Source organism: Streptomyces sp. NA04227, from assembly GCF_013364195.1.
In the GTDB taxonomy this organism is placed as follows: domain Bacteria; phylum Actinomycetota; class Actinomycetes; order Streptomycetales; family Streptomycetaceae; genus Streptomyces.
In genome coordinates this window covers 6,074,717-6,099,640 of record NZ_CP054918.1, presented here as the reverse complement: position 1 = coordinate 6,099,640, position 24,924 = coordinate 6,074,717, and the positions used below count along the sequence as shown (strand labels likewise).

Annotated in this window: 19 protein-coding genes; 15 read left to right on the top strand and 4 right to left on the bottom strand. The window is 73.1% G+C overall.

Annotated elements, in window-relative coordinates; genetic code table 11:
• Positions 1 to 153: 153 nt before the first annotated feature.
• Both HUT18_RS25955 and HUT18_RS25950 read right to left on the bottom strand, forming a co-directional pair.
• On the bottom strand, positions 154 to 318 hold the full coding sequence (locus HUT18_RS25955; RefSeq protein WP_176102953.1) for a hypothetical protein: 165 nt from the start codon (positions 316 to 318) through the stop codon (positions 154 to 156).
• A 63-nt stretch (positions 319 to 381) separates the two neighbouring features.
• The gene (locus HUT18_RS25950; RefSeq protein ID WP_176102952.1) at positions 382 to 3,252 is read right to left on the bottom strand and encodes an AAA family ATPase; all 2,871 of its coding nucleotides are present in this window, start codon (positions 3,250 to 3,252) and stop codon (positions 382 to 384) included.
• A 468-nt stretch (positions 3,253 to 3,720) separates the two neighbouring features.
• Here HUT18_RS25950 and HUT18_RS25945 point away from each other — a divergent pair, with 468 nt between their 5' ends.
• The 3 genes from HUT18_RS25945 to HUT18_RS25935 all read left to right on the top strand — a co-directional run bounded on the left by HUT18_RS25945 (position 3,721) and on the right by HUT18_RS25935 (position 7,411).
• Positions 3,721 to 4,323: a response regulator transcription factor gene (locus HUT18_RS25945; RefSeq protein WP_176104811.1), complete on the top strand. Its 603-nt coding sequence runs from the start codon at positions 3,721 to 3,723 to the stop codon at positions 4,321 to 4,323.
• Between the two features lie 182 nt (positions 4,324 to 4,505).
• The gene (locus HUT18_RS25940; RefSeq protein ID WP_176102951.1) at positions 4,506 to 5,204 is read left to right on the top strand and encodes a DUF4255 domain-containing protein; all 699 of its coding nucleotides are present in this window, start codon (positions 4,506 to 4,508) and stop codon (positions 5,202 to 5,204) included.
• A complete protein-coding gene (locus HUT18_RS25935; protein WP_254878815.1) occupies positions 5,201 to 7,411 on the top strand; it encodes an ATP-binding protein in 2,211 nt (736 codons plus the stop codon). Before HUT18_RS25940 ends, HUT18_RS25935 begins: the two co-directional genes overlap by 4 nt.
• Positions 7,412 to 7,539: 128 nt before the next feature.
• Here the strand turns inward: HUT18_RS25935 and HUT18_RS25930 are convergent, their stop codons facing one another.
• Together HUT18_RS25930 and HUT18_RS25925 are read right to left on the bottom strand one after the other, a co-directional pair.
• Positions 7,540 to 8,928, bottom strand: a complete 1,389-nt coding sequence (locus HUT18_RS25930; protein WP_176102950.1) for an RICIN domain-containing protein — start codon at positions 8,926 to 8,928, stop codon at positions 7,540 to 7,542.
• Between the two features lie 123 nt (positions 8,929 to 9,051).
• Positions 9,052 to 10,422 carry a DUF4157 domain-containing protein gene (locus HUT18_RS25925; protein ID WP_254878814.1) on the bottom strand — a complete coding sequence of 457 codons (1,371 nt, stop codon included), beginning with the start codon at positions 10,420 to 10,422 and terminating at the stop codon, positions 9,052 to 9,054.
• A gap of 297 nt (positions 10,423 to 10,719) precedes the next feature.
• On the opposite strand from HUT18_RS25925, the gene HUT18_RS25920 reads away from it, so the two are divergent.
• From HUT18_RS25920 to HUT18_RS25865, 12 genes are all read left to right on the top strand, one after another.
• Positions 10,720 to 12,324: a phage tail sheath subtilisin-like domain-containing protein gene (locus HUT18_RS25920; RefSeq protein ID WP_176102949.1), complete on the top strand. Its 1,605-nt coding sequence runs from the start codon at positions 10,720 to 10,722 to the stop codon at positions 12,322 to 12,324.
• 75 nt (positions 12,325 to 12,399) lie between these two features.
• On the top strand, positions 12,400 to 12,843 hold the full coding sequence (locus HUT18_RS25915) for a phage tail protein (protein WP_176102948.1): 444 nt from the start codon (positions 12,400 to 12,402) through the stop codon (positions 12,841 to 12,843).
• The gene (locus HUT18_RS25910) at positions 12,843 to 13,349 is read left to right on the top strand and encodes a hypothetical protein (RefSeq protein ID WP_176102947.1); all 507 of its coding nucleotides are present in this window, start codon (positions 12,843 to 12,845) and stop codon (positions 13,347 to 13,349) included. Before HUT18_RS25915 ends, HUT18_RS25910 begins: the two co-directional genes overlap by 1 nt.
• Positions 13,346 to 13,504 (top strand): DUF6760 family protein, encoded by a 159-nt coding sequence (locus tag HUT18_RS25905; RefSeq protein WP_176102946.1) that lies wholly within the window; start codon positions 13,346 to 13,348, stop codon positions 13,502 to 13,504. The genes HUT18_RS25910 and HUT18_RS25905 overlap by 4 nt, the downstream gene beginning before the upstream one ends.
• 2,928 nt (positions 13,505 to 16,432) lie before the next feature.
• Positions 16,433 to 16,936: an extensin gene (locus HUT18_RS33970; protein WP_254878813.1), complete on the top strand. Its 504-nt coding sequence runs from the start codon at positions 16,433 to 16,435 to the stop codon at positions 16,934 to 16,936.
• 50 nt (positions 16,937 to 16,986) lie between these two features.
• Positions 16,987 to 17,409 (top strand): phage tail protein, encoded by a 423-nt coding sequence (locus tag HUT18_RS25895; RefSeq protein ID WP_176102945.1) that lies wholly within the window; start codon positions 16,987 to 16,989, stop codon positions 17,407 to 17,409.
• Positions 17,410 to 17,438: 29 nt separating this feature from the next.
• Entirely contained in the window at positions 17,439 to 18,161 is a 723-nt protein-coding gene (locus tag HUT18_RS25890) for a LysM peptidoglycan-binding domain-containing protein (protein WP_176102944.1), read from the top strand.
• Positions 18,161 to 20,071, top strand: a complete 1,911-nt coding sequence (locus tag HUT18_RS25885; RefSeq protein ID WP_176102943.1) for a VgrG-related protein — start codon at positions 18,161 to 18,163, stop codon at positions 20,069 to 20,071. The genes HUT18_RS25890 and HUT18_RS25885 overlap by 1 nt, the downstream gene beginning before the upstream one ends.
• Before the next feature lie 58 nt (positions 20,072 to 20,129).
• Positions 20,130 to 20,600 carry a GPW/gp25 family protein gene (locus HUT18_RS25880; RefSeq protein ID WP_176102942.1) on the top strand — a complete coding sequence of 157 codons (471 nt, stop codon included), beginning with the start codon at positions 20,130 to 20,132 and terminating at the stop codon, positions 20,598 to 20,600.
• The gene (locus tag HUT18_RS25875; RefSeq protein ID WP_176102941.1) at positions 20,600 to 22,558 is read left to right on the top strand and encodes a putative baseplate assembly protein; all 1,959 of its coding nucleotides are present in this window, start codon (positions 20,600 to 20,602) and stop codon (positions 22,556 to 22,558) included. Before HUT18_RS25880 ends, HUT18_RS25875 begins: the two co-directional genes overlap by 1 nt.
• Positions 22,555 to 23,127: a phage tail protein gene (locus HUT18_RS25870; protein WP_176102940.1), complete on the top strand. Its 573-nt coding sequence runs from the start codon at positions 22,555 to 22,557 to the stop codon at positions 23,125 to 23,127. Before HUT18_RS25875 ends, HUT18_RS25870 begins: the two co-directional genes overlap by 4 nt.
• Positions 23,124 to 24,890, top strand: a complete 1,767-nt coding sequence (locus HUT18_RS25865; RefSeq protein ID WP_176096602.1) for a zinc ribbon domain-containing protein — start codon at positions 23,124 to 23,126, stop codon at positions 24,888 to 24,890. Before HUT18_RS25870 ends, HUT18_RS25865 begins: the two co-directional genes overlap by 4 nt.
• Positions 24,891 to 24,924 lie beyond the last annotated feature (34 nt).

The following is a 24,924-nucleotide window of genomic DNA, read 5'->3' as shown; positions in this document are numbered from 1 at the left end:
GAGTGGTGGATGTCAGTCGTTCGCGAGGCCCGGGAAATGCGGGAACTCCCTATCCGTAGGACAACGTTGTGAACCGGGGACACATGGGTCGGGAAGAATGTGCCTGTAGCTCCTCATCCCCGTTGCCACCACTCGTTCTACCCGGCCAGCATTTCAAGCCGACCAGCTCTCGCGCACCGCGAGCAGACCCCTGAGCAGTTCCAGAGCCTTCTCGTCGGGACGGGCTTGTTCCAGTGCCGTGAGCAGGGCGAGCCGGGCCTCCGGGCCGCCCTCACGGTAGGCATACCCGGCAATCGCTCGCAGGTGATCACGCGCCATGGTGTGGTCTGCGATGGGCAGGAGTCGGTCTGGCAGCCGAGGCGCTCCTGCACCCCCGGCTGCTCAGTCCGGAGCGGCCGGGCAGGCGTTCAGCGGGCCGGTTCGGGCCAGTGCGCCGGGCAGCTCGGTCCTGCGGCGTATCCGTAACTTCCGGTACGTACTGGTCAGATGGGTCTCCACGGTGCGGCGGGCCAGGTGGAGCAGCCCGGCGATCTCGGTGTTCGTCCGGCCTTCGGCGGCGAGCCTGGCGATACGGCGCTCGCTGCCGGTCAGCGCCGCGGGGCCGGTGCCCACGGTCACCGCGCCCCGGACGCCGTTGTCGTGCAGGGCCTGCCTGGCCAGCGTGAGCAGCCGCCTCGCGCCCCGGTGTTCGGCCAGCTGTGCCGCCTCGCGCAGGCATTCGCGGGCGCGGCCGCGTTCGCCGACGGCGCTGAGCTGATCGCCCTGGGCGAGCAGTGCCGGGACCAGCTCAAGGTCGGTGTCGACGGGCGCCGCGCGCAGGGTGCGTACAGCCTCCTCGGCCAGCTCAAGGCCGCGCCGCCCGCCGGTGGCGAGGCTGAGCACGCGCAGCGCACGGCCCACCGTGCGCGGGGTGTTCCACACCTCGGCGAGCCGCAGTTCCTCCGTCGCCAGGGCCAGCGCCTTCTCGCCGTCGCCCAGGGCCAGCCTGCACTCGGCGATCGCCGTCCGCCACGGGGTGACGACCGGGCTGATCACGTCGCGGGCGCTCTGGCGGCGTCCGCACTCCAGGAAGTCGTGCAGCGCGCCCGCCGGATCGCCGGTGGCGGCGCGCAGCACGCCCCGCGCGTACAGGAAGCGGTTCAGCTCCCAGTTCTCCGGCGCCTCGCGCAGGTCGAAGCTGTCGGCGAAGCGCTGGGCCTCGTCGGTGCGGTCGGTGTGGACGAGCGCGAGCAGGGCATGTGCGTCCAGGTTGGTGGGCCGGGTGCGGTAGCCCACCGCCTCGATACCGGGGTGCGCGGCGAGCAGGCGGGCGTGGTCGCCGCGGGACGCCGCGATGTCGGCACGGGTGTTGACGAGGGCGTTGCGCATCGGGTGCAGCAGGGCGGGGTGCTGTCCGGCCAGGCCGCGTTCCACCAGCCGGTCCGCCTCGTCGAGTTCGTCGGCCCACTGGGCGACCGCGGCGGCCGTGCCCAGCAGGAAGGGTTCGGAGAGCGGGTCGGTGGGCTGCGCGAGCAGGGCCCGTACGCGGCTCATCGCCTCGTCGGCCGACATCAGCGCGGCGGTCGCGGCATAGCGCACGAGCAGGGCCTGTCCGGCCGTGCCGATGAGTTCCGGGGAGTGTTCGCCGGTCTCGCGCAGCCACCGGTACACCTCTTGACGGGTCGCCAGGTCCTGGTCGGAAAGCAGCGCGCCGGCGGTCTGCACGGTGCGGGCCAGGCCCGGGTGGCCGGAGAGCTGGTCCTCCGTGCGGCGCAGCACCTCCATGGCCGTACGGATCTCGCCGCGGTCCGCCAGGGCGGTGCCGAGGGCGACAGCCGTACGTACCCGGTTGCGGGGGTCGGTCGGCAGGCGCTGCGCCTCCGCCAGGCGCGCGATGGCCGTCGGGGTGTCGGCCTCCGCGTACTCCAGGGAGCCCAGTTCGGTCAGCAGTTCCTGACGCAGGTCGTCGGACAACGGTTCGTCAAGCGCCCGGCGCAGAAGGCCGACGGCGGTTTCGGGCCGGGCCTCGTGCACGGCGACCAGGGCCGCGTCGCGCAGTACGCGCAGCGCCCAGGGCAGGCCGACCGCCGGTGTCCGCAGCAAGTGCCGGGCGACCGTCTCGGCCCGGTAGCCCCTGCGCATCATGGCCTGCGCGGCCGACCGGTGCGCCGCCTCCCGGCGCGGCCGGGGCCAGCCGGTGAGCACGGCGTCGCGCAGCAGCGGATGCGCGTAGCGGGGACGTCCGGCGGCGTCGGGGCGCAGCAGCCCGAGCCGCGTCATGGCGGCGAGCCACCCGGCGACCCGGTCGGGATCGGCCCCGGCCGCCTCGGCGAGCAGGTCGACCGGGTCACCGGCGTCCGCCTGCGCCGCACTTCCCCGGGTGGGGGCATGCCCCTTCTCCGCGGGCCGCGCCGGGGCGGGGTTCGTGCCCGGCCACGCCTGTTCCAGGGCCGCGAGGCAGCGGGCCACGTCGGACGTCTCGGGCCCGGCGCTGTGCAGCCACCAGGCGACGGCCGCCGGGTAGCTCCCGGGATAGAGCGCGGCACAGGTGTCCGGCAGGGGCGCGGTCGCCTCGGGTACGAGGCCGTCCGGTGGCGGGGTGCCGCCCAGATCGCCGAGCAGGGCGTGCAGCAGCAGTCGGCTGCCGGCCCCGGCCCGTACACACTCCTCGGTCCAGCCGTCCGTGGCACCGGGAAAGACGGAGCGGACCAGCGCGGCCGCCGCCGTATCGCCGAGCGGGGCGAGGGTGTGGGTGCGTACCAGGGAGGGCGACAGAGCCTGGGTGAGTCCTTCGGGCCGGGGATCGATGTCGTACTGGCTGCGCTCGGTGACCACGAGCAGCACCGGTAATCGGTCGATCCGCCGGGCCGCCTCGCGCAGCCAGCTGCGCGAGGGTTCATCGGCGAGGTGGACGTCGTCCACGGCCACGAGCAGCGGCTCTTCGGCCGCGAACCGGTGCAGCAGCCGCCACAGCCGGGCCGCGCTGCGGCGGTCGTCGGCCACCGGTGTCAGGTCGGTGAACTCCGTTACCGGGGCCAGGAGTTGATGGACCGTGGCGAAGGGCACCCCGGTGTCCTCGGGCGAGCAGCGCACCCGCAGCACGCGCAGGCCGCGGTCCGCCGCGTGGCGCGCGGCCGACTCCAGCGCGAAGGTGCGGCCGGTGCCGGTGGCGCCGCGCAGCAGGACGAGGCCGCCGGTGCCGGTCCGGGCGCGCTCGGTCTCGGCCGTGAACAGGGCCTGGACGTCGTCGCGTTCACGGAGCGGTCCGGTCATCGGTGCCTCCTGTGGATAGTGGTGCCGGTCCGGCAGGCGCCCCCCGCGCACCCGGACGACGGTGGTGCGAGGTGGCCCTGGGGTGAGTGCGCCCCCATGGGCCCGACCGTGCCCGTGGCGCCGTGGTTGCGGTGCGCGGCCGTGGTTGTGGCAAGGCTCACTGCGGTGCGCGAGCGGCACCACGGTGCGCACACCCGGCCACCGAACCGCCCTGACCAGCGCATACGTCCACACCGACGGCCCGTTCGTGGTCGGGTCCGCACTGGTCTCGTGGTGTGCGTCGTGGTGCTCCACGATTGCGTGACTCCAGGTGCCGCAGAAGTGTGGAGCGTGCCCAGTCGCTGCCGGAGCGTGCCGGACGGCGCGCTCGTGAACAGGGGGAAGCGCTTGCTCAACTCGCCCCGGACCACCACCACTTCAGCCCTCGGCACCGAACCGACCGCCGGTGCCACCGCTGCCCGGGTCCCGGTGGCCGTGTCCGCCCCGGACCCGATAAGCCGCGAGGGTGCGATCAGCCAGTTGCGCCGCCGCCCGGAGATCGAGCTGCGCGAGGAGTCCGGCCCCGGTTCGGTGGCCCTCCTGATCGAGGACGCGCTGGACGAGGCCGCCCTGACCCGGCTGCGCCGGATCGTGCGCAGCGAGGGCGCGCGGGCCGTGCTCGTGGTCGGCGCGATCAGGGAGAGCGAACTGCTCGACATCGTCGAGTGTGGCGTCGGAACCATCGTCTGGCGCCACGAGGCCACCGCGCACCGGCTGGTGCAGGCGGTGCTGGCCGCCTCCCGGGGCGACGGCGACCTGCCCGCCGACCTGATCGGCAGGCTCATCAGCCAGGTGGGCACGCTGCACCGCGGCGGGACGAGCGGCCCCGGCGCCCCCTCGCTGGGTCTGACACCCCGTGAGGTGGATGTCCTGCGGCTGGTGGCCGAAGGGCTCGACACCGGGGAGATCGCGAGCAAGCTGTCCTACTCCGAACGGACCGTCAAGAACGTCATGCACGGACTCACCACACGCCTTCACCTGCGCAATCGCGCGCACGCGGTGGCCTATGCACTTCGGGAAGGCTATCTCTGACCGAACGGGCAACCGAAGGCGGCGCGCTGGGACTTCGCGGGCAAGGCAGCCTGCCCCGCCACCGTCCCCGACGCGCCTGCGGGCCGAGCGGCGCCCGGGGCACGATCGAGGCCCGGACGGCACGCCGGGTGCAGAGGCCGGACGGCACGCCGGGTGTAACAGACGGAGCGGGAGCGCGAGTTGTGATCCACGAGGTGGACGAGGTCCTCAAGAGCCTCCTGGGCAGCGGGGCGTTGACGGGCTCGGGCGTCGAGGTGTCCTTCGAGGCACCCACCCGTGACTGGGCGGCCCGGCGCAACGCCCCCGTGATCAACGCCTACTTGTACGACATCCGCGAGGACGTGGCGATGCGCCAGCGCGGCCACCTGCCCGTCCTTGACGAGCGGGACATCGTGGTGCGCCGCCGAAGGCCGCCACGCTGGTTCCGGCTCTCGTACCTGGTGACGGCCTGGACGAAGACCCCGCAGGACGAACACCGCCTGCTCTCCGCCGCGCTCGCGACCCTGTTGCCCCGTGAGCTGCTCCCGCCGGACGAACTCCCCGGCCTCCTCGGGGCGTTGGGGCTTTCGATGCCCCTCACAGTGGCGGGCACCCAGACCGAGTCCCGCTCGCTGGCCGAGATCTGGTCCGCCCTCGGCGGCGAGCTGAAGCCGTCCCTGGACCTGGTGGTGACCGCGCCGTTCCCGGCCTTCCCGGAGTACGACGCCGGTCCCCCGGTCACCGAGGGCGCGACGGTCCGGGTGCGCGACCGGGACGGCGAGGCGGAGCCCACCGAGCGCTCCCACCGCCCCCACCAGGTCGCGGCCGCCCGCGCCGCGCGCAAGGAGCACGCCACCCGCGAGCGGACGGTGCCCAACTCCCGCCGCACGGACCCGCGATGACCACCCCGTACGCGGCGCCCTGCGCAGCGACGTCCTACGGTCACGGGGGCCAAGTCGGAGGTCACGACGGGGGCCACGACGGGGGCCACTACCAGCCGGCCTCGATCACCGGCGGACCCCACCACGACGGCGACGCCCCGTCGCCCGGCGGACCCCACCACGACCACGACGCCCCACCGCCCGGCCCGTACGACAGCCCCGAGCGCCCGTACGACTCCCCCGAGCGGGAGTTGCTCGGCCGGCTCGCCGTCCTGCGGGAGCGGGTCACCGCGCTGGTCGAGTCCCGCGCCGCCGACGACCCCACGGCCGACGACCCGTTGCGCGGCCTGTACCTGTCCAAGGACGCGGTGGGCCACGTGCTGCGCACCTGGTCCTTCGGCGCGGACGACGACGGCACCGGATCACGCCCCGGACCCGGCCCCGCGGTAGGCCAAGTCCCGTGGCCCGCCGACCGGTTGTCGTCACTGGCCGGGCGGATGGGGCTTACCGAGTGGGACGTCGCCGTCCTGCTCATCGCCCTGGCCCCCGATGTCGACCGGACCTTCGAGCCGCTGTACGGCTACCTCAACGACGACGTGAGCCGCCGCCGCGCCACCACCGGCCTCGCCCTGGACCTGTGCGCGCTGCCCGCGTACTCGGCGGCGGCCCGCACCCGCCTGCACGCCTCGGCACCGCTGCGTGCCCTCGGACTGCTGGAGGTCGAAGAACCCGAACGCCCCTTCCTGGCCCGTGCGTTGCGTGTCCCCGACCGGCTGACCGGCCATCTCCTGGGCGACGACACACCGGACCCCGCACTCCTGGACCGGCTGCGGCCGATGCCCGATCCGCTGCCCGCCGACCTCGCCACCGAGGACTTCACGCACCGCCTCGCCGCCCGCCTGAACAACGGCCCGCTCACCGTCTATCTGCGCGAACAGCGCGAGGGCGACGGGCTGGCCGCGTTCTGCGGCGCCCTGCGCGGCGCGGGTGTCGACGCGCTGCACTGTCCGGACCCGGGGGACCACGTCCCCGAGTTGCTGCGCGAGGCGCGCCTGAGCGGCCGGGCCGTCGTGGTGCCGGGACTGCCGGACCAACCGGCCGCGCTGGTGAGGGAGTTGACCGGGGCGCGGGACGTGACCGTGCTCCTCACGGACTCTCGCCCGTACGATCCGCACTGGTCGCCGCAGGACCCGCTGGTACTGGACGCGCCGGGGCGCGGGGCGGGCGGGACGACCGCCTGGCGGGCCGCGCTCGGCGCGGACGCCGAGGGCTTTGACCTCGGCGCGACCGTCGCCCCGTACCGACTCGGTGGCGACCGGATCCGGCGGGCCGCTCACGCCGCGCGCGCCCTCGCCGCCTTCGACGGCGGCCCGGTGACCGCCGCGCACGTCCGGCTCGCCGCCCGCCGCCAGTCGGCCTCCGGCCTGGAGAGCCATGCCCGGCGTATCCGGCCGGCCGTGGACTGGGGGGACCTGGTCCTGCCCGACGCTCCGCTCGCGCAGCTGCACGAACTCGCCCTGCGCGCCCGCCATCGTGACCGGGTCCTCGGCGACTGGCGGCTCAGCGCGGGCGGTGGGCGCGGGCGGGGCGTACTCGGCCTGTTCGCCGGGGAGTCGGGCACCGGCAAGACCTTGTCGGCGGAGGTGGTCGCGGCGGACCTGGGACTCGACCTCTACGTCGTCCAGTTGTCGTCGATCGTGGACAAGTACGTCGGCGAGACCGAGAAGAACCTGGAACGCGTCTTCACCGAGGCCGACCGTACCGACGCCGTGCTCCTCTTCGACGAGGCCGACGCCGTCTTCGGCAAGCGCTCCGAGGTCAAGGACGCGCACGACAAGTACGCCAACATGGAGAGCGCCTATCTGCTCCAGCGCCTTGAGTCCTTCGACGGCATCGCCCTGCTCACCACCAACCTGCGCGCCAACATCGACGAGGCGTTCACCCGGCGGCTCGACCTGGTGGTCGACTTCCCGTTCCCGGACGCCGGGCAGCGGCTCGCGCTGTGGCGGCACGGCCTGGCGCACGTCCCGTCCGCGGCGGACCTCGATCCGGCCCCGCTGGCCAGGGACTTCGAACTGGCCGGCGGGTCGATCCGCAGCGCGGTGGTCACCGCCGCCTATCTCGCCGCCGGACGCGGGGGCACGGTGAGCGCAGCCGACCTGTTGGAGGGCGCCCGCCGCGAGTACCGCAAGGCGGGGCGGCTGGTGCCGGGCGAGGGCAGCTGGTGACCGGTCGCCACAGCGGACGCGAGTGGCGGGCGGATACGGCACCGGGGACTCGGCTCGGTGCCAAGTCCCCGGTTTTCAGGCCCTCTTGAGTGCCTGCCCGTCCTTCTCTTCGTCCGGCCCCGGTGCCGTCAGTCCTTCTTCGTCCGGATGATCTTCCACTCGTGGTCGTCGCTGTTGGCGCACTCGGCGATGTTCAGCGGTGTGTTGACCACGCCGTCGCTCTTGCCCTCGACGCCCAGGCACTTGTTGTTGCTGGCGTAGTTGCGGATCCAGTAGTCGCCGCTCTCCTGCTTCTCGATCCACCAGAGCTGGTTGTCGGCGGTGGTGCCGTCACAGGTGAACTCGGCGATCTTGGTCCCCGCGGGGCGGCCGTCGTACTCCCCGAGGTCCATGCAGAACTCGTCCTTGACGTTGCGGATCTGGAAGAGCGCCGTCCCGCCGGGGCCCAGCTTCGGGTACTTCACCTCGAGGTTCCAGAGCTGGTTGTCCTTGTCGGTCTCGTCGCAGACGCTCTGCTGGACGGGCCCGTTGATCTCGCCCTTGTCGAAGCCCGGCAGTTCGGCGCAGAGCTTGGTGGTGGTGTTGCGGAGCACGACGTTCTCCGCGGGCACCACGGACTTCTCCTTCGGCTTCTCGTCACCGCCCCCGCCGCCTTCCGGCTTCTCGGGCTCGGGCTTCTCGGGCTCGGGCGGAGGCGGGGGCGCGAGTGAGGGGCTCGCGCTGGGGGTGGGCTTGATCTCGCGCCCGGCCTCTTCGGTCTGCTCCGTCGCGCTGCTGCGGACCTGGGGTTTGTAGGAGATCCAGATCATCACGAAGGCGATGGTCAGGGCGAGGGCGAACCCGAAGAAGGTCGCGAGCCAGCGGGGCAGGAAGCCGCGCTGTACGTACGTGCCCTCCACCTCCAGGGGCTCGGCCCCCGACCGGCGCACGGCCAGCGTGTAGGGCCGCTCCTCCTTCGCCCCGAACCAGATGACCTGCCGCGGCCGCAGCGTCGTGTCCACGAACGCCGCACGCCCCGGTTCGATCTGCACGTTCCCCGGACGGATCTCGTACGTCAGGTGGTCCCCCGTGTCACTGCCCGCGAGCGACGCGGTGACCTTCGTGTTGCCGAGGTTGTCCACCGCGAGGCGCGGCCGCCCCCGGAACCTGCCCTTCACCGTCGGCGGCACCAGTTCGGCCCGCACCTCGGTGAACGCCGTGATGGTCAGGTTCCCCTCCGGAACCGTCACCGCCTCGGGGTGTTCCGTCGGCGTGATCCGCACCGCGTAGGGATGGGGTCCCGCGACCGCGTCCGAAGTCCGTGGCGGGGCGAACGTCAGCTCCACGGTCCCCGTCGTGCCCGGATACAACCGCAGGACCTGCGGCTCCACCGTCGTCCAGGGCGCCGTGTCCCCGACGGGCTCGAAACGGTACTCGTCCACCACGTCGCCGGTATTGCGCACGCGCAGGCGTACGAACGTACTGCCGCCCGGATCGACGGTGGTGGACGCGGGCTCGAGGGAAGTCCAAAGGCTCACACGGCGACGCTAGGCAGCGCCGCCGCACGCGTCAGGAGCCGCCGGGGCAGAGTTCCTGTCCGCAGGGGCACCGACGCTGCCCTCCTCCCCGGCTCGTCCCCGGCTCATCCCCGACTCCTCGCCTCACCTGACGTTGGTCCGGTCGATGATGTTCTTGTCGTCGCTCCAGCCCGACTCTGGGTCCTTGTACGGGTCATAGCCCTGATCACCCGCGTCGAAGTCGGGGTTCTCCCAGGTGTCGATCGCCTCGATCGACAGGCGGTTGCTGGGGGCACCGTGTTTGTCGGCCTGGTACGTCGCCTGGTACTTGACGGCCCGTTCGATGTTGGCCGCGTTGATCTTGCGAATGGCGCCCCATTCCTTCGTCCACTTCGTCTGCCGGGTCTCGGTCTCCTTCTCCGCGTGGTCGTCGAAGGCGACGATGTTGCCGGTCGGCTTGATCTCGTACACCCAGCCGGTGGAGACGCGGGTGGGCTTCACCTCCCGGCGGGGCGGCAGAAGACTCGCGGGCCGCCCCGGATTCAGCTCGGAACGGCTCGGCGGGGAGGCGAAGGTCTTGGCGATCTCCTCGTCGCTGCTGGTGCTGATCCAGCCCGATCCGTCGTTGTCGGTGATGCGGCCGAGCAGGTGCTTGATGAGCTTGTCGTAGTTCGTCCCCTGGGACGTGAAGCCCCCGTCCCCCATCACCTGCTCCGGGGGCCGGCTGTCACCGCGGTACAGCCGCCCCGGCCTCGGGGTGAGCAGCTTGATCTGCGGGTGGGTGATCTCGACCGGCCCCGCCTCGGTCGCGGCGGCGGCCGGAGCCCGCTGCACCGTGGCCTCGCCCGGGGCGTCCGTGCTGCGCTGAACGGCCGCCCCCTCGTGGCCCGCAGGCTCGGTGACCGCGCGCTGGGCGACCACGGACGGGGCGGTGGCGGCGCCCGCCACGAAGGCGGCACCGTCCGCCTGCGCCGCCCGCTCGGACGCCTGCCCGGGGTCGGTCACCGTGACGCCGGCCCCGTTGTCGTTGCCGGTCTCGCGGATGCCCCTGAGGTTCTTGTCGAGGTGACCGGCCTCATGGGCCAGGGTCTCGGTGTCGCCGACGGCGGACGGGCCGAGGAAGATGTGGGTGCCGACCGTCATGGCCCGGGCGCCCATCGCCTCGGTCGCGCGCTGGGCCGTCGGATTGTCGTGCACGCGGCCCGCGGAGAGGTTGTCGTTCTGGTAGAACGACCGCGCCCTGGCGAGGAACGCGCCGGGAAGCGGGCGGCTCTCGGTGGCCATGGCGGCGTCCAGGAGACCGCGCTGCCCTGCCGGGGCGGTGTCCTCGACACTCCCGTGCCCGCACCCGGGGCCGTGTTCGTGCCGCTCCTCCTCGACGGCCCGGGCCACAGCCGCGTTCCCCGCCGCGCCCTGAAGGTTGAGCATCCGTTGGACCGGCATGCTCGGCAGCGCCACGCGGCCCGCTGCCTCCCGCTCGTCGGAGCGTCGGCCCCGCGTTCCGTGCGCGCGCACGATACTCCCTTCGCCGTCGGCCAGTTGACCCACCAGCCTTACCGGGGCACCCGGGCCGCCGACAGGTACGCGAGGGCAGATCCGGGGGCAGCCGGACCCGGCCGGGGGCCCGTGACCGGCCCGGGCGGAGCCCCGGTCCGGGGTTCCTGCCCACCGCGGAACACCGTGAACTGCCCCTGGGGGCACGGCCCGGGGCAACGACCGTGCCCCCACTCAGGCACCGGAGGACGTTTCGGAGCGGGCCGCGCGCGCGTGAAGCTGACAGGCATCCTGTCTCGTACTCGAGGAGAGCAGAGCATGCCGTCCTACCTGTCGCCCGGCGTCTACGTCGAGGAGGTGGCCAGCGGCTCACGCCCGATCGAGGGGGTGGGCACCTCGGTCGCGGCCTTCGTCGGGCTCTCGCCGACCGGCCCACTGAACGAGCCCACGCTGGTGACCAACTGGTCCCAGTACGTCGCGGCCTTCGGTGACTTCACCGACGGGTACTACCTGGCGCACTCCGTCTACGGCTTCTTCAACAACGGCGGCAGCGCGGCGTACGTCGTCCGGGTCGGCGGCAGCGCCGAGGACGCCGCCGCGGGCGGATCGGGCCCGGCCGCCGCCACCGGCGCGGTGCGCGGCACTCCCGCCCAGGCCGCGCTGCCCGCCGCCGAGCCCCGGCAGCTCGGCACCTTCGCCGTGGCGGCCCTCGCCCCCGGCGCACAGGGCACGCTGTCCGTCGAGGTCGCCGACCCCGAGGGCGAGGGAGCGGCCGAGCGCTTCAAGCTGATCGTCAAGGACGGCGACAAGCCGGTCGAGGCCTTCGACGTGAGCGCCAAGAAGGGCAGCCGCGCCTATGTCGTCAGCCAGGTCAAGGAGCGCTCCAGGCTCATCACGGTGACCGAGGCCGCGCCCGCCGCACAACTGGCACGCCCGGAGAACCAGACCGTGGCGCTGCCCGCGCCGCCCGCCGCTCCGGCCCCGGCTCCGGCCGCCAAGGGCGAGAGCGCGCACCCCGGCCCGGCCCAGTACCTCGGCGACTCCGCGGACCGCACCGGCTTCGGCGGCCTGGAGGCCGTCGACGAGATCTCCATGGTCGCGGTGCCCGACCTGATGGCCGCCTACCAGCGCGGCGCGATCGACCTGGAAGCCGTCAAGGCCGTCCAGCTCGGACTCATCGCCCACTGCGAGCTGATGGGCGACCGGGTCGCCGTCATCGACCCGCCGCCCGGCCTGAACGCCCGTCAGATTCACGTCTGGCGCCAGGAGACGGCCGGCTACGACTCCAAGTACGCGGCCCTGTACTACCCCTGGATCAAGACCTTCGACCCGGCGTCCGGGCAGTCCCGGCTGATCCCGCCGAGCGGCCATGTGGCCGGGATCTGGGCCCGCAACGACTCCGAGCGCGGCGTGCACAAGGCCCCGGCCAACGAGGTCGTACGCGGCGCCGTCGATCTCGAACTCCAGATCACCCGCGGCGAGCAGGACCTGCTCAACCCGATCGGGGTCAACTGCATCCGCGCCTTCCCCGGCCGCGGCATCCGCATCTGGGGCGCCCGCACCCTGTCCTCCGATCCGGCCTGGCGCTACCTGAACATCCGCCGGTACTTCAACTACCTGGAGGAGTCGATCCTGATCGGCACCCAGTGGGTGGTGTTCGAGCCGAACGACCACAACCTCTGGGCCCGCATCCGGCGCAACATCTCGGCGTTCCTGGTCAACGAGTGGCGCGGCGGCGCCCTCTTCGGGCAGAGCCCCGAGCAGGCGTACTACGTCAAGTGCGACGAGGAGACCAACCCGCCGGAGTCGGTCGACCTCGGCCGGGTCATCTGCGAGATCGGCATCGCGCCGGTCAAGCCCGCCGAGTTCGTGATCTTCCGGCTGGCCCAGTTCTCCAGCGGCAGCGGGGAGTTGGAGGAGTAGGCGGGGGCACCCGTCGTGCCTCGGTCCCCGTACGCCTCCCCGCGCCCCTCCCCTTTCTAGAAGGACAGCGAACACATGAGTCTCCAGCCGGGTGACGCCCTCACCTCACACAATTTCGGCCTCCAGATCGACGGGGTGATGGTCGAGTACCTCGCCGAGGTCAGCGGCCTCACCCTCGAACAGGACGTCATCACCTACCAGCAGAACAGCGCGCAGGGCAAGGCCGAAGTCGCCCTGCTGCCGGGCGTGCAGAAGAACGGCCAGTGCACCGTCGTGCGCGGTATGACCCAGTCGACGTCGTTCACCCAGTGGATCAACGACTCGATCCGGGGCCAGATGAGCACGGCCCGCAAGAACGCGTCCATCATCGTGATGGACTTCCAGGACAACCCGGTGAAGCGCTACAACCTGCGCAACGCCTGGTGCAGCAAGATCGACACGAGCACCGTGAAGGCGGGCGAGGCGGCGGCCCTGACCGAGACCGTCACCATCGTGTTCGAAGAACTGGTCATCGAGTAGTGCGGCGTTCGGCTGTCGGGGCGCCCACCGCGGCGCACCGGGACCCCCAGAACCCGGCGGCCGGAGCGGATCTCCCCCGTTCCGCTCCGGCCACCGTCTCCGCCGAGGCACCGGCCGACACGGCACCGAGGCAGCAGTTGCGCACGGAGTTCCCCTTCGAGCTCCCGCGCGGGTACGTCGACGAGTCGGGCACCGTGCACCGCGACGGTGTGATGCGCCTGTCGACGGCCCGGGACGAACTGGTCCCGCTGCGCGACGTACGGGTGCAGGAGAACCCGGCGTACCTGTCGGTCGTGCTGCTCGGCCGGGTGATCACCCGGCTCGGCACGCTGACGATGGTGCACGACGGGATCGTGGAGAACATGTTCGCCTCCGACCTGGCGTTCCTCCAGGACTTCTACCGCCAGATCAACGCGGAGGGCCACACCCGCGCGGCCGTTCAGTGCCCGCACTGTTCGCAGCCGTTCGAGGTGGAACTCGGCGGGAGCCGCCTGGGGGAATCGTGACGTACGCGACCGACCGGCTGCACCAGGAGATCGCGTACGTCGCCTACCACTTCCACTGGAGCCTGGACGCGATCCTGGACCTGGAGCACCAGGACCGCCGCCGGTACACGGACCAGATCGCGTCCCTCGTGACGCGCGGCGCGGCGGAGGGCTGAGCGGTGGGATTCCTGGACCGGCTGCGGGGGCGTCGGGGCGGCAACGGCGCGGGCGAGAGCGGGGCGGGCTCGGCGGAGACGGCTTCGGCGGAGACGGCTTCGGACGGGACGTCGGCCGTGCCTCCGTCCGCGTCCCCGTCCCCGTCCCCGTCCCCGTCCGCTCCGGTGGCGGTCGCCGGTTGGACGGGGCTGCCGCCGATCCAACGAGCGAGCGGTGACGGACGCCCGGGCGTCGCGGACGCCGGGTTCGGCGGACGGCTGCCGACCTGGCAGAACCCGTCGTTCACGAGGGCACCGTCCCCCGCGGTCCTGAACCCGGCCGTCGGTGGCACCCTGCTCCCGGACGCGCTGACCGAGTCGGCGCGTCCGGTCACGGGGCTCGAACGTTCCGCGCACCGGCTGCCGTTGGCGGCTCCTCACGGCGAACCGGCGGCGCAGCGGCTGCCGGTGGCGCCGCTGCGGGCGATAGCCGGGGGGACCGAGTCGGCGGCGGGTCCTGCGGGGGGTGCGGTTCCTGCGGGGCGTGCAATATCTGCGGGGGGTGCGGTTCCGTCCGGGCGTGCGGCCTCGGGGCATGGGGCTTCCTCGGGGCGTACGGCTCCTTTCGAGCGTGCGGTACCTGCGGGGCGTACGGCTCCCGCTGGGCATGCGCGGACACGGTCGGCTGCCACCGGTCCGCACGTGGCGACGGGTGATGCCCCGGCGCCGGTCCAGCGGTCACGCGCCACGGGGGCGGCGTCGTCCCCGGCGCCGGTGAGCGCACCGAGCCACGGCGTCCAGGCCACCCCCGTACCGCCCCAACCCCCCGCTGTGCGGCACTCGTTGACCAGGGCACCGTCCAGGTCGACGGCCGTGCCGCGACCCGTCCTGCCCGCAGCCCGCAGGACCTCCGAGACTGCGCCGGACTCCTCGGGCACGGCACCCTCGTCCGGCGACGGTGACCGAGGGGCATCCGGCCCGTCGCCCGCCCGTACCGCGCTCGGAGCGAGTCCGCCCGGTGACCGGGCATCTGCGCCCACCTCAACGGCCGACACCTCACCGACCGGCATACCGGGTCACCGGGCGGCACAGGCGCATCAATCCGCGTCCACGTCTAAGTCCGCGTCTGCGTCTGCGTCTGCGTCTGCGTCTGCGTCTGCGTCCACACCTACGCGCCGCTCGACGCCGCGTCCCGACGCCGCCGCGCCGGTCTCCCCGGCTGGGCGCACCAACTCACCCAACTCCCCGGCCGGGCACACCAACCCGCCCAACTCCCCACTCAACTCCCCGGCCCCGCAGGTCGGTTCGTCCAGCACCCAGGCCGCGAGCGCACCCAGCACCACCACGCCACCCGCCGCCCCGGTACAGCGAGCGCCCCAGCCCGGCCCCACCCCGCAGAACCAGCGCACCACCCCAGCACCCGGCAACGGCACACCGGCAGAGACGCCTGTACAGCGAGCCACACCCGCACGCGACGACCGTCCAGCCGCAGCCCCCGCAACGCGTGCCGCCGACCGCGACGCCGGGCCCACGCCCGGCACTCGACCCACACGCGGCACGGACGCCCCCCTGACCGGCGCGGCACCCGGCAGCACGCCCCCGCCGGTCCAGCGAGCCGTGTCCCGGCACGCCCCAACGTCGAACTCCGGCCGCGACAAGGGCACTTCACCGTCGTCGCAGCCCACCGGAAAGTCCTCACGTCCCGCCGAAGCGGCGTCAAGGCATACCAGTAGTGGCAGGCCGTCGGCCGACCACTCCGCGGGCAAGGGAACCCTCCCCGGCCACGCGACCGGAGCCCAGCCGCCCTCCACACCTCCCTCGGCGAAGCGACCCGTCCTCCCCGGCCGCCCCGTCGACGCGCCACACGCGACTCCTTCCGTCCAAAGGGAAGCGGCGATCCCCGCCCGTCAAGAGACGCCGCCGCCCTCACCGGCCCCCCACACCCCGCGCCCCGCCGATCCGGCGCCACCACATCCGTCCACCGGCACCGCTGCCGTGCCCCCGCGCACGACGACACCCCCGGCGCAACGCTCCACGCGTCGGCCGACCCCACCTGGCGTCCCCCCGACATCCGCCGCCCACCGCGACGCCTCGGCCTCTTCCGCCTCGGCCCCGTCGCCCTCGGCACCGTCGACCCCGGCACCGGCCCGGCATGCACTCCCCGATCCGGTCGCAGCGGCTACGGGTGCCGTCGAACCGTCCACCGGCTCAACTCACCGACCGGTGACGGAAACGCCCGCCCCGAGCCACTCCGCCGACCCCGCCACCGCCCACCCGGTCAAGCCCGGCACCACGCCCCGGCCCGCCCAGCGCAACACCACGCCCCAACCCACCCAGCCCGGCACCACGCCACCCCAGCCCGTCCAACGCAGCGCCCAACCCCGGCCGGGCCTCGGTGCCCCCACGTCCAAGCCGACCACCGTGCGCCCACTCGTCGCACCCGAACCCACCTCGTCGGGACACCGCACCGCCCCCGCCCCGGCGCCCCGGCCCGCCGACCGACTCCGTTCCTCCCTCGGCACCCCCCTCACGGCCACACCCACCGACGCGACGCCACTCGCCACACCGGCGCCCGCACGGACAGGGGCGGCATCAGAACCCGCACAGGCGCAGGCGCCGTCACAGACACAGGCCCTCCACTCCCCCCGCCCCAGCGCCCCCACACCCCCGCCACCAACCGGACCAGTCCAACGGGCCACAGCACCGAACATCCCCCAACCACCGCTTCCAGCACCGGACTTCACCCACCCGGCACTCCCCGCGGCCCCACCTGCATCCGCGCCCACGCCTGTGCCCGTGCCCGCGCCGACCCCGGGGACGCCTCCTCCCCCTCCCTCGGCCCCCACCCCACCCGACACCCCAATCCAACGCGCCCCCGCCAGGGCCGTACCCCTGCGTCCATCAGCCCCATCCGGTGCCGCCGCCCAAAGTCCGCTGCCCGTCGCGCCTTTGGCCCCGCCGCCTCCCGCACCGCACCGCCCGCTCCCGCAGGTCACCACGCCGATAGCGCCCCCCGCCGACGGCGTCCTCGGCGCCGCCGGGCCGACGGTGCAGCGTGCCCCGGGCGGGGCCGTCGGTGCGCTGGCCGCCTTCACCTCGGCCACCGTGTCCGCCTCCCTGGGCCACTTGTTCCAGCCCTCCTCGTCGCACCGGCCGACCCCGCCGGGCGACTCGGCGCCCCCTGCCGGCCCACCTCCGACGTACAGCGCGACCCCGCCCCACAGCGCGACCCCGCCCGGCGACAGCGCGCCGTCGTCCACGCCGACTCCCGCCGCCGACCCCCCGCCGGCCTACACGGCAGTCCCCGCCGGCGGGTTCGACCCGCGCGAGCTCACCGACTTCCAGCTCGACGAGCTGGTGCACCGGATCATCGGCCGCGTCACGCGCCTGGTCCGTACCGAACTGCGGATGGACCGCGAACGGATCGGCAGACTCCGCGATCCCCGCAACTGACCGGCCGCCCACGCCGCCCACCGTCCGCCCGAGAGAAAGGCCCACCCACGATGCCCCGCCAGGATCCGGGCTCCACGATCTGGTTCACGCTCACCATCGACGGCGAAAGCCTCGGCCACTTCAACGGGTGCCAAGGGCTGTCCTCGCAGGTGGAGATCGAGCACCGGCAGGAGGGCGGCAACAACGGCTTCGTGTGGGCGCTGCCGACCCGGGTCACCTTCTCCACCATCCGGCTGACCCGGCCGCTCACCCCGGACACCGCGAAGGTCGCCAAGTGGATCTCGTCGGTCCAGACGGGGATCAAGCGGCCCACCGCCCAGATCTCGGCCCTGCGCGCCGACGGGTCGCTGGTGGCCCGGTGGGGACTGATCGACGTGCTGCCCGTCAGCTGGCAGGGCCCCACCCTCGACCCGGCGAGCCCGGCCGTGGCCACGGAGGTCCTGGAGATCGCCCACCACGGATTCACGGACTGACGGCGCCCGCGCAGCAGAAAGGAAGACCCATGGCCAAGAACAGCGGAGGCGCCGGCAAGAGCCTGGTACGCGCCAACCTCGCCATCCACGAGCCCCCGGTCGGCAAGAGCAACCGACCCGGGGCGCTCATGCGGACCTTCGGTTTCGAGTTCAACCCGGCGCAGCTCTCGCTCAGTCAGCGCACCCAGTGGAAGGCCACCCCGACCGCGGCCGTACGGGACGGCTCGAAACCGGAGTTCCTGGGCGCCGAGCCGAGGGAGATGACCGTGGAGATCTTTCTGGACTCGTCCACCAAGCCGAACGGCAACACGGTGCTGAAGAAGGTGGATTCGCTGCTCGGCTGCTGCAAGGTGACCGCCAAGAGCATCGCCGCCAAGAAGCCGTCACCGCCGTGGGTGGTCTTCCAGTGGGGGTCGTTCTCCACGGCCCGGTTCACCGCGTACGTCAGTTCCATCGAGGCGACGTACACCCTCTTCGGCACCACCGGCATTCCCATCCGCGCCACCTGCCAGGTGCACCTGGTGGAGATCCCCGGCAAGACCAAGGGCCAGAACCCGACCTCCGGGGCGCTCACGGCTCAACGGGTCCACCGGGTCGTCGCGGGCGACTCGTTGCAGTCGCTGGCCTGGCGCGAGTACGGCAGCGCCACCGCCTGGCGCACCATCGCCGAGGCCAACGGCATCGACGACCCGTCACGGCTGCCGGCCGGAGCCGAACTCGTGCTGCCCGCCGCGGAAGAGGTGTCCCGCTGATGGTGCAGACCTCGTACTCCAGCATCATGCAGGTCACCATCGGTGGCGCGAAACTGCCCGACGACATCGCCCCGATGCTCACCGAGGGCTGGGTCGACCAGGGCGCCGGGGTGCCCGCGGCGTTCCGGCTGACGTTCCGGGACCCCTACCGCACGCTGCTCGGCGACCTGAACGTGCAGTTCGGCACCAAGGTGGTCCTCACACCGGTGGCCGACGGCCAGGGTGTCGGCAAACCGCTGCTGACCGGCGAGGTCACCGGCATGGAGGCCGACTACGACGGCACCGGAAGCTTCACCGTCATCCGCGGCTACGACTACGGGCACCGCCTGCTGCGTCAGCGCCGGGTGGCCGCGTACCGCAATCAGAAAGCCTCCGACATCGCCCGCAAGCTCGTCGGTATGGACGGGGTGCCCGTCGGCCGGATCCAGCCGACGAAGGGCACGTACGAGTTCATCAGCCAGTCCAATGTCACCGACTGGGACTTCCTGTCCCGGCTCGCGGACGAGAACAACATGGTCATGTCCCTCGATGCCAAGGGGAAGTTCAGGTTCGTCACGCCGAAGCCGTCGGCCGGGGCGCCCTCTCCGCGTACGGACGGCGACCAGAGCGCCTTCGTGCTCCAGGCCGGTCACGACATCCTGCGGCTGCGGGCCGCGGTCACCGCCGCCGACCAGGTCGGCAAGGTCGAGTCGCGCGGCTGGAACGTCACCACCAAGAAGAAGATCACCGAGATCGCGCCGGCCACCACCGACCCGGGTATCTCCATCGGCCTCACCCCCGGCGCGGCGGGCAGCAAGTTCAAGCCCGCCAAGCTCGTCGAGACCGGCTCCCCCCACGACAAGCAGGACGAGGTCCGGCACGCCGCCAAGGCTCTCGCCGCCGACGTCACCTCCTCCTTCGCCGAACTGGAGGTCGCCGTACGCGGCAACCCCGAGCTGCGGCCCGGGGTCCCGGTCGCCCTGGCCGACGTGGGCAAGCCGTTCGAGGGGAAGTACACCGTCACCTCCGTACGCCATGTCTTCGGTGACGGACAGCACTACGAGTCCTGGATCACCGTCAGCGGGCGCCAGTGGCGCTCCCTGTACGGGCTCGCCTCGGGCGGCGGCTCCGACAGCGGCAGCGCGGCCCGGCTGCCCAGCGTCGCCAACGCCGTCGTCACCGACGTACAGGACCCGCTCAAGCAGGGCAGGGTCAAGCTCCAGTTCCCGTGGCTGGACGACGCCTACGTCAGCGACTGGGCGCGCAGCGTGCAACTCGGCGGCAAGGGCGGCGGCGGAGTCTTCCCGATGGACGTCGGCGACGAGGTGCTCGTCGCCTTCGACCGGGGGGCGCTCGACCACCCGTTCGTGATCGGCGGGCTGTACAACGGCCGGGACCTGCCGACCAAGGTCAGTGATGTGCCGCTGCACGACGGCCTCAAGAAGCAGGCCACCCGGCACACCCTGTCGGACCGTCAGGGCAACCGTGTCGACCTGCTCAGCCAGCGGACCGGCAGGCGCAAACAAGGGGTGCGCATCGCCAGCGGCAACGACAAGCTCACCATCAACCTCGACCGCACCAAGACCGAGATCACCGTGGACAGCAAGGGCTCGGTCAACATCACCGGCAGCCGCTCGGTGTCGGTGGAGGCGGGCACGAGTCTGTCGCTGCACGGGCGCAGGTCGGTCTCGATCCGCAGCGGCGGGCCGCTCACCCTGCAAGGACAGGGTCTGGTCAATCTCCGGTCGCTGGCCGGGGCGGTCAGCCTCAACTCGATGGGCGCCCTGACCATGACCGCGACCGGCGCCGCGACGCTCACCGCGGGCGGTCTGCTCCAGGTCACCTCGGCGAAGTTGAACCTGACGGCCGCCCGGCTCGACCTGATGGGTCTCGTCTTCGTCAACACCGTGAAGTACCCGCTCCCGGCATGAGCACGCGAGCGTACCGGCGCGCCGGGTTCGTCGACCGAAGAAGGCAGGTGGCTCCCTGATGGCCGAGCAGTTCGTCGGCTCCGGCTGGGCATTCCCGATGCGTATCGGACCCACCGGCGGCATCGCCCTGGTCAGCGGCGAACGAGAGGTGGAGGAGGCCATCCGGCTGGTGCTGGCCACCGCCCCGGGCGAGCGGCCGATGCGGCCCGAGTTCGGCTGCGCCATCCACGACCTCGTCTTCGCCCCGGTCAACGAGGAGACAGCGGGCCGCATCCAGCACGAGGTGTACGTCAGCCTGGACCGCTGGGAGCCGCGGATCGAGGTGCACGAGGTCGAGGTCAGCGCGGGCGCCGACCAGAGCGTCCTCTACATCGACGTCCGCTATTCCATCCGCGGCACCAACAACCCGCGCAGTCTCGTCTTCCCGTTCTACGTCATCCCTTCCCACGACGAGTCCGACGGGCCGGGCGACCCGGGCCACGCCGACGGCACCGCCGACCGTCCGGGCTCCCCCGAAAGCGACCGCTGATGTCCCTGCCCTCGCCCAACCTCGACGACCGCCGCTTCCAGCAGTTCGTCGACGACGCCAAGCGCTACATCCAGCAACGCGCCCCGGAGTGGACCGACCACAACGTCTCCGACCCCGGCGTGACCCTCGTCGAGACGGTCGCCCACATGGCCGACCAGATCGTCTACCGCCTCAACCGGGTCCCGGAGAAGAACCACCTCGCCTTCCTCGACCTGGTCGGCATCACCCTCTTCCCGCCGTCCGCCGCCCGTACGGACGTCACCTTCTGGCTGTCCGCACCGCAGGAGGAGCCGATCCTGGTCCCGGTCGGCACCGAGGTCGCCACCGTGCGCACGGAGCGGGACGAGGCGGTCGTCTTCGCGACCGAGCGCGACCTGACCGTCGTGCCGTGCGCGCTCGGCCGTCTGGTGGTGCAGCACCGCGGCCAGGCCGTCGTGGACCGCACCGCGGACCTCGCCGAGGGCAAGGACCTGATGTGCTTCGGCGAGGCCCCGAGCCCCGGTGACTGCATGCTCATCGGCCTCACCGCCGCCGCCCCGCACTGTGCCCTGGCCCTCGAACTCGACAGTCGCGTGGACGGCGTCGGCGTCGACCCCCGGCAGCCGCCCCTGGTCTGGGAGGCGTGGACCGAGGACGGCTGGCAGCCCTGCGAGGTCGACCGCGACGGCACCGGCGGTCTCAACCGCCCCGGCGACATCGTGCTCCACCTGCCGGGCGGCCACGTCCTGTCCCGCAACGGCGGTCACGAGGCGGGCTGGATCCGCTGCCGGGTCACCGAGCCCCGGTCCGGCCAGCCCTTCTACACCACGTCGCCCACCATCCACGCGGCGGAGGCGTACACCATCGGCGGCACCACCTCCACGGTGCACGCGGAGACGGTCCTCGACGAGGCGCTGGGCGAGTCCTCCGGCCTGCCGGGCCAGCGGCTGCGGCTCGCCCACGCCCCCGTCGTCGCCGACGACCCGCCCCTGCTGCTCCAGAGCTCGGCGGGCGACGGCTGGCGGGACTGGCAGGTCGTCTCGGACTTCGCGGGTTCCGGCCCCGACGACCGGCATCTCACGCTCGACGCCACCACCGGCGAGATCGCCTTCGGCCCCGCCGTCCGCGAACCCGACGGCACCCTGCGCCAGTACGGCCAGGTCGCCCCCAAGGGCGCCGTACTGCGGGCCCGCCGGTACCGCACCGGCGGCGGCCGGGCGGGCAATGTGGCCCGCGGCGCGGTGCAGGTGCTGCGCACCTCCATCCCGTACGTCTCCGAGGTCGTCAACCGCGAGGCCGCCCGCGGCGGTGTGGACGGCGAGACCGTCGAGGAGGCGAAGCTCCGGGCGCCGATCACGCTCCGCGCCCAGGAGCGCGCCGTCACCCTGCGCGACTACGAGGAACTCGCCCGCCGCGCCGCTCCGGAGACCGCCCGTATCACCTGCCTGGAGGGCGAGGTGGAGGAGTACGGGTCCTACGCGGTCCGGGTACTCGTCGTCCCGCAGGCCGTGCCCGATCCCGGCGGACGGCTCCGCTTCGAGCAACTGGTGCCCGGCGACGCCCTTCTGGGCCGCATCACCCGTCACCTCGACGAACGCCGTCTCATCGGCACCCGCCTCGCCGTCGGTCCGCCGTACTACCAGGGCGTCACCGTGGTCGCCACGGTGCACGCGTTCCGCGGCGTGGACACCGACCGGGTGCGCCGCCAGGCACACGACGCCCTCTACCGCCATCTCGATCCGCTCACGGGCGGCGCGGACGGCCGCGGCTGGCCGTTCGGACGGCCGGTGCAGACCGGGGAGTTGTTCGCCGTGCTCCAGCGGGTCCCCGGCGTCGAACTCGTCGACGAGGTCGTGCTGCACCCCGCCGATCCGCTCACGGGCAAGCGCGGCGACCCCACCGACCGGATCGACCTCCAACCGCCCTCGCTGGTCTTCTCCTTCGACCACCGCGTCCGTGTGATCGGGGACGGCGCATGACGACGACTCCGTACCGGGGCTCCGTCGACGGGCTCGGCTCCTCGCTCCCGCTCGGCACGATGCTCCCGGCCGTCTTCGCCGACGACGACCTCGCGCAGCGTTTCGTCGGCGGTCTCGACGACGTCCTCGCGCCCATCCTGAACGTCCTCGACTGCCTGGACACCTACTTCGACCCGGCCCTCACCCCGGCCGACTTCGCCCGGTGGCTCGCCACCTGGGTCGGTGCCGAGACCGACGGCACCGAACCCGAGCCACGGCTGCGCGCCGCCGTCGCCGCCGCGGCCCGCCTGCACCGGGTACGCGGCACCCGGCGCGGCCTGTCCGAGGCGATCCGGCTCGCGTTCGGTGCAGAGCCCGAGATCACCGAGAGCGGCGGCGCCACCTGGAACGCCCGCCCCCTCGGCCCGTTTCCCGGCAAGCCCCGCCCACACCTGCACGTCGCCCTGCGGCTGCCCGACCCGACCCCGGCCGACGCCCACCGCCTGGACACCCTCGTCGCCGCCGCCCGCCCCGCGCACATGCCCTACACCGTCCAAGTGACCGCCGCCGAAAGGACCCCGGAGAAATGACCACGCAGTACTGCGCCGAGTGCGGAACCCGCGCGGCACCGGGCCAGTCCTTCTGCGACGCGTGCGGCGCCGTACTCCGCTGGGACCAGCCCGGCGCCCGCGCCGCGCGGCCACCGGCGTCCTCGGCCTCCTCGGCCGACGGGAGCCCGGGCGGGGATTCCGCCGCCCGCCCCGGCCCCGGCGGCCCGGCCGCACCACACGGCCAGGACACCCGCCCGGCTTCGGCTCCCTCCCCCACCGGCCCCGCCCACGGCAATCCGGGAACCCCGTACACGTCCCACCCGCAGCAGCCGTACCAGTCGCAGCACCCGCACCACGCACAGCAGTCGCACCAGTCGCACCAGTCGGCACCTGCGACGGGCCCCGGCGGGAGCGCGGCACAGTCAGCCTCAAGTGCCGCCGGATATCAGGGTGTTGACGGTGCATCGGGCGGGGCCGGTGCGGCGGGCGCCGTCGGAACCGGGCAGCCCGCCCCGGCGACCGGCGCCGCGGGCACCGCAGGCGCCCCGGGGTACGCCGGGCAACACCCGACCGGTAGTTCCTACGGAGCGGCCGGACCCGCGGGCACGGGCGGCACCGGAAACCCCGGCCACCATGGACAGCCTGGCCACCCCGGACACACGGGACAGCCCGGCCACCCCGGACACACGGGACACCCCGGCACCCACGGGCCGACCGGCGGCACCGCGACACCGGGCACTCCCGGTCCCACCCCCTACCACCGAACCGACAGCACACCCGCCTCGGCCGCCCATACCCCCCACACCCCGCCCACCCCCCACACTCCCCGTACCTCGGGCACGGAGGAAACCACCCCCACCCCGGCAACTCCGCCCGCGCCCAACGCCCTCAGCGACACCATGGCCGACCGCGCCCGCTCGCTCCTGGTCCCTGTCGACGATCCGAACTCCGCCCAGCCCGGCCCGCCCCCGCAGGTCGCCCCCGTACTGCCCGGCCGTCCCGAGGCGGAACGGCCGCAGGTGCGGGGGCCCGCCCACCAGCCGGGCCCCGTCGGGGGCCCGCCCTGCCGTTGGTGCGCGACGCCCAACCGCCCCGACCGTCACTTCTGCGCGCGCTGCGCGATGCCACTTGGCGAGACCCGCGAGGACGCCCCGGCGCGCCAACTGCCCTGGTGGCGACGGCTGTTCGGCGGCGGCCGGGGCGAGACGCCCTGGGCAGGTGACCGGCCGCGCCTGCGCCGCGTGTTCGACCGCATCGGCACCTGGATCACCCTCGCCGTCGTCGTCACCCTGGCGATCCTCGCCGTCCTCTACGTTCCCGACGGAGTCCGGGCCACCCGCGACCACTTCGCCAAGCGCGCCCCGGTCTCCCCGGACAAGATGACGGCCTCCCGCACCTTCAGCGGCCACAAGCCCGAACTCGTCCTCGACAAGCGCAGCAACACCTGGTGGGGCCCGGGAGTCGCGGACTCCGGCCGGGGCCAGTGGCTGGAGGCCCGCTTCAGCGAGCCGACCCGGCTGCTCGACGTGATCATCACCCCGGGCGTCTCCGGCCGGGCCGACAAGCTCAACGAGTCGGCGCTGCCGCACCGCATCAAGGCGACGATCACCACGGTGAACGGCGACACCACGACCCGCACCCTCACCCTGGACCAGGGTGCGGGCGGCCAGCGGCGCGCCTTCCGCGTGGACAAGGTGATCAAGATCCGCTTCACCGTCGAGTCGGCCCACGCGGCCTCCGGCGACAAGCAGGTCGCCATCGCGGAGATCGAGTTCTTCGGCCCGTCCAGCGCGAACCGCTGAGCGGCCGAGCACCGCGGTAACCCGGCGGGCCGGG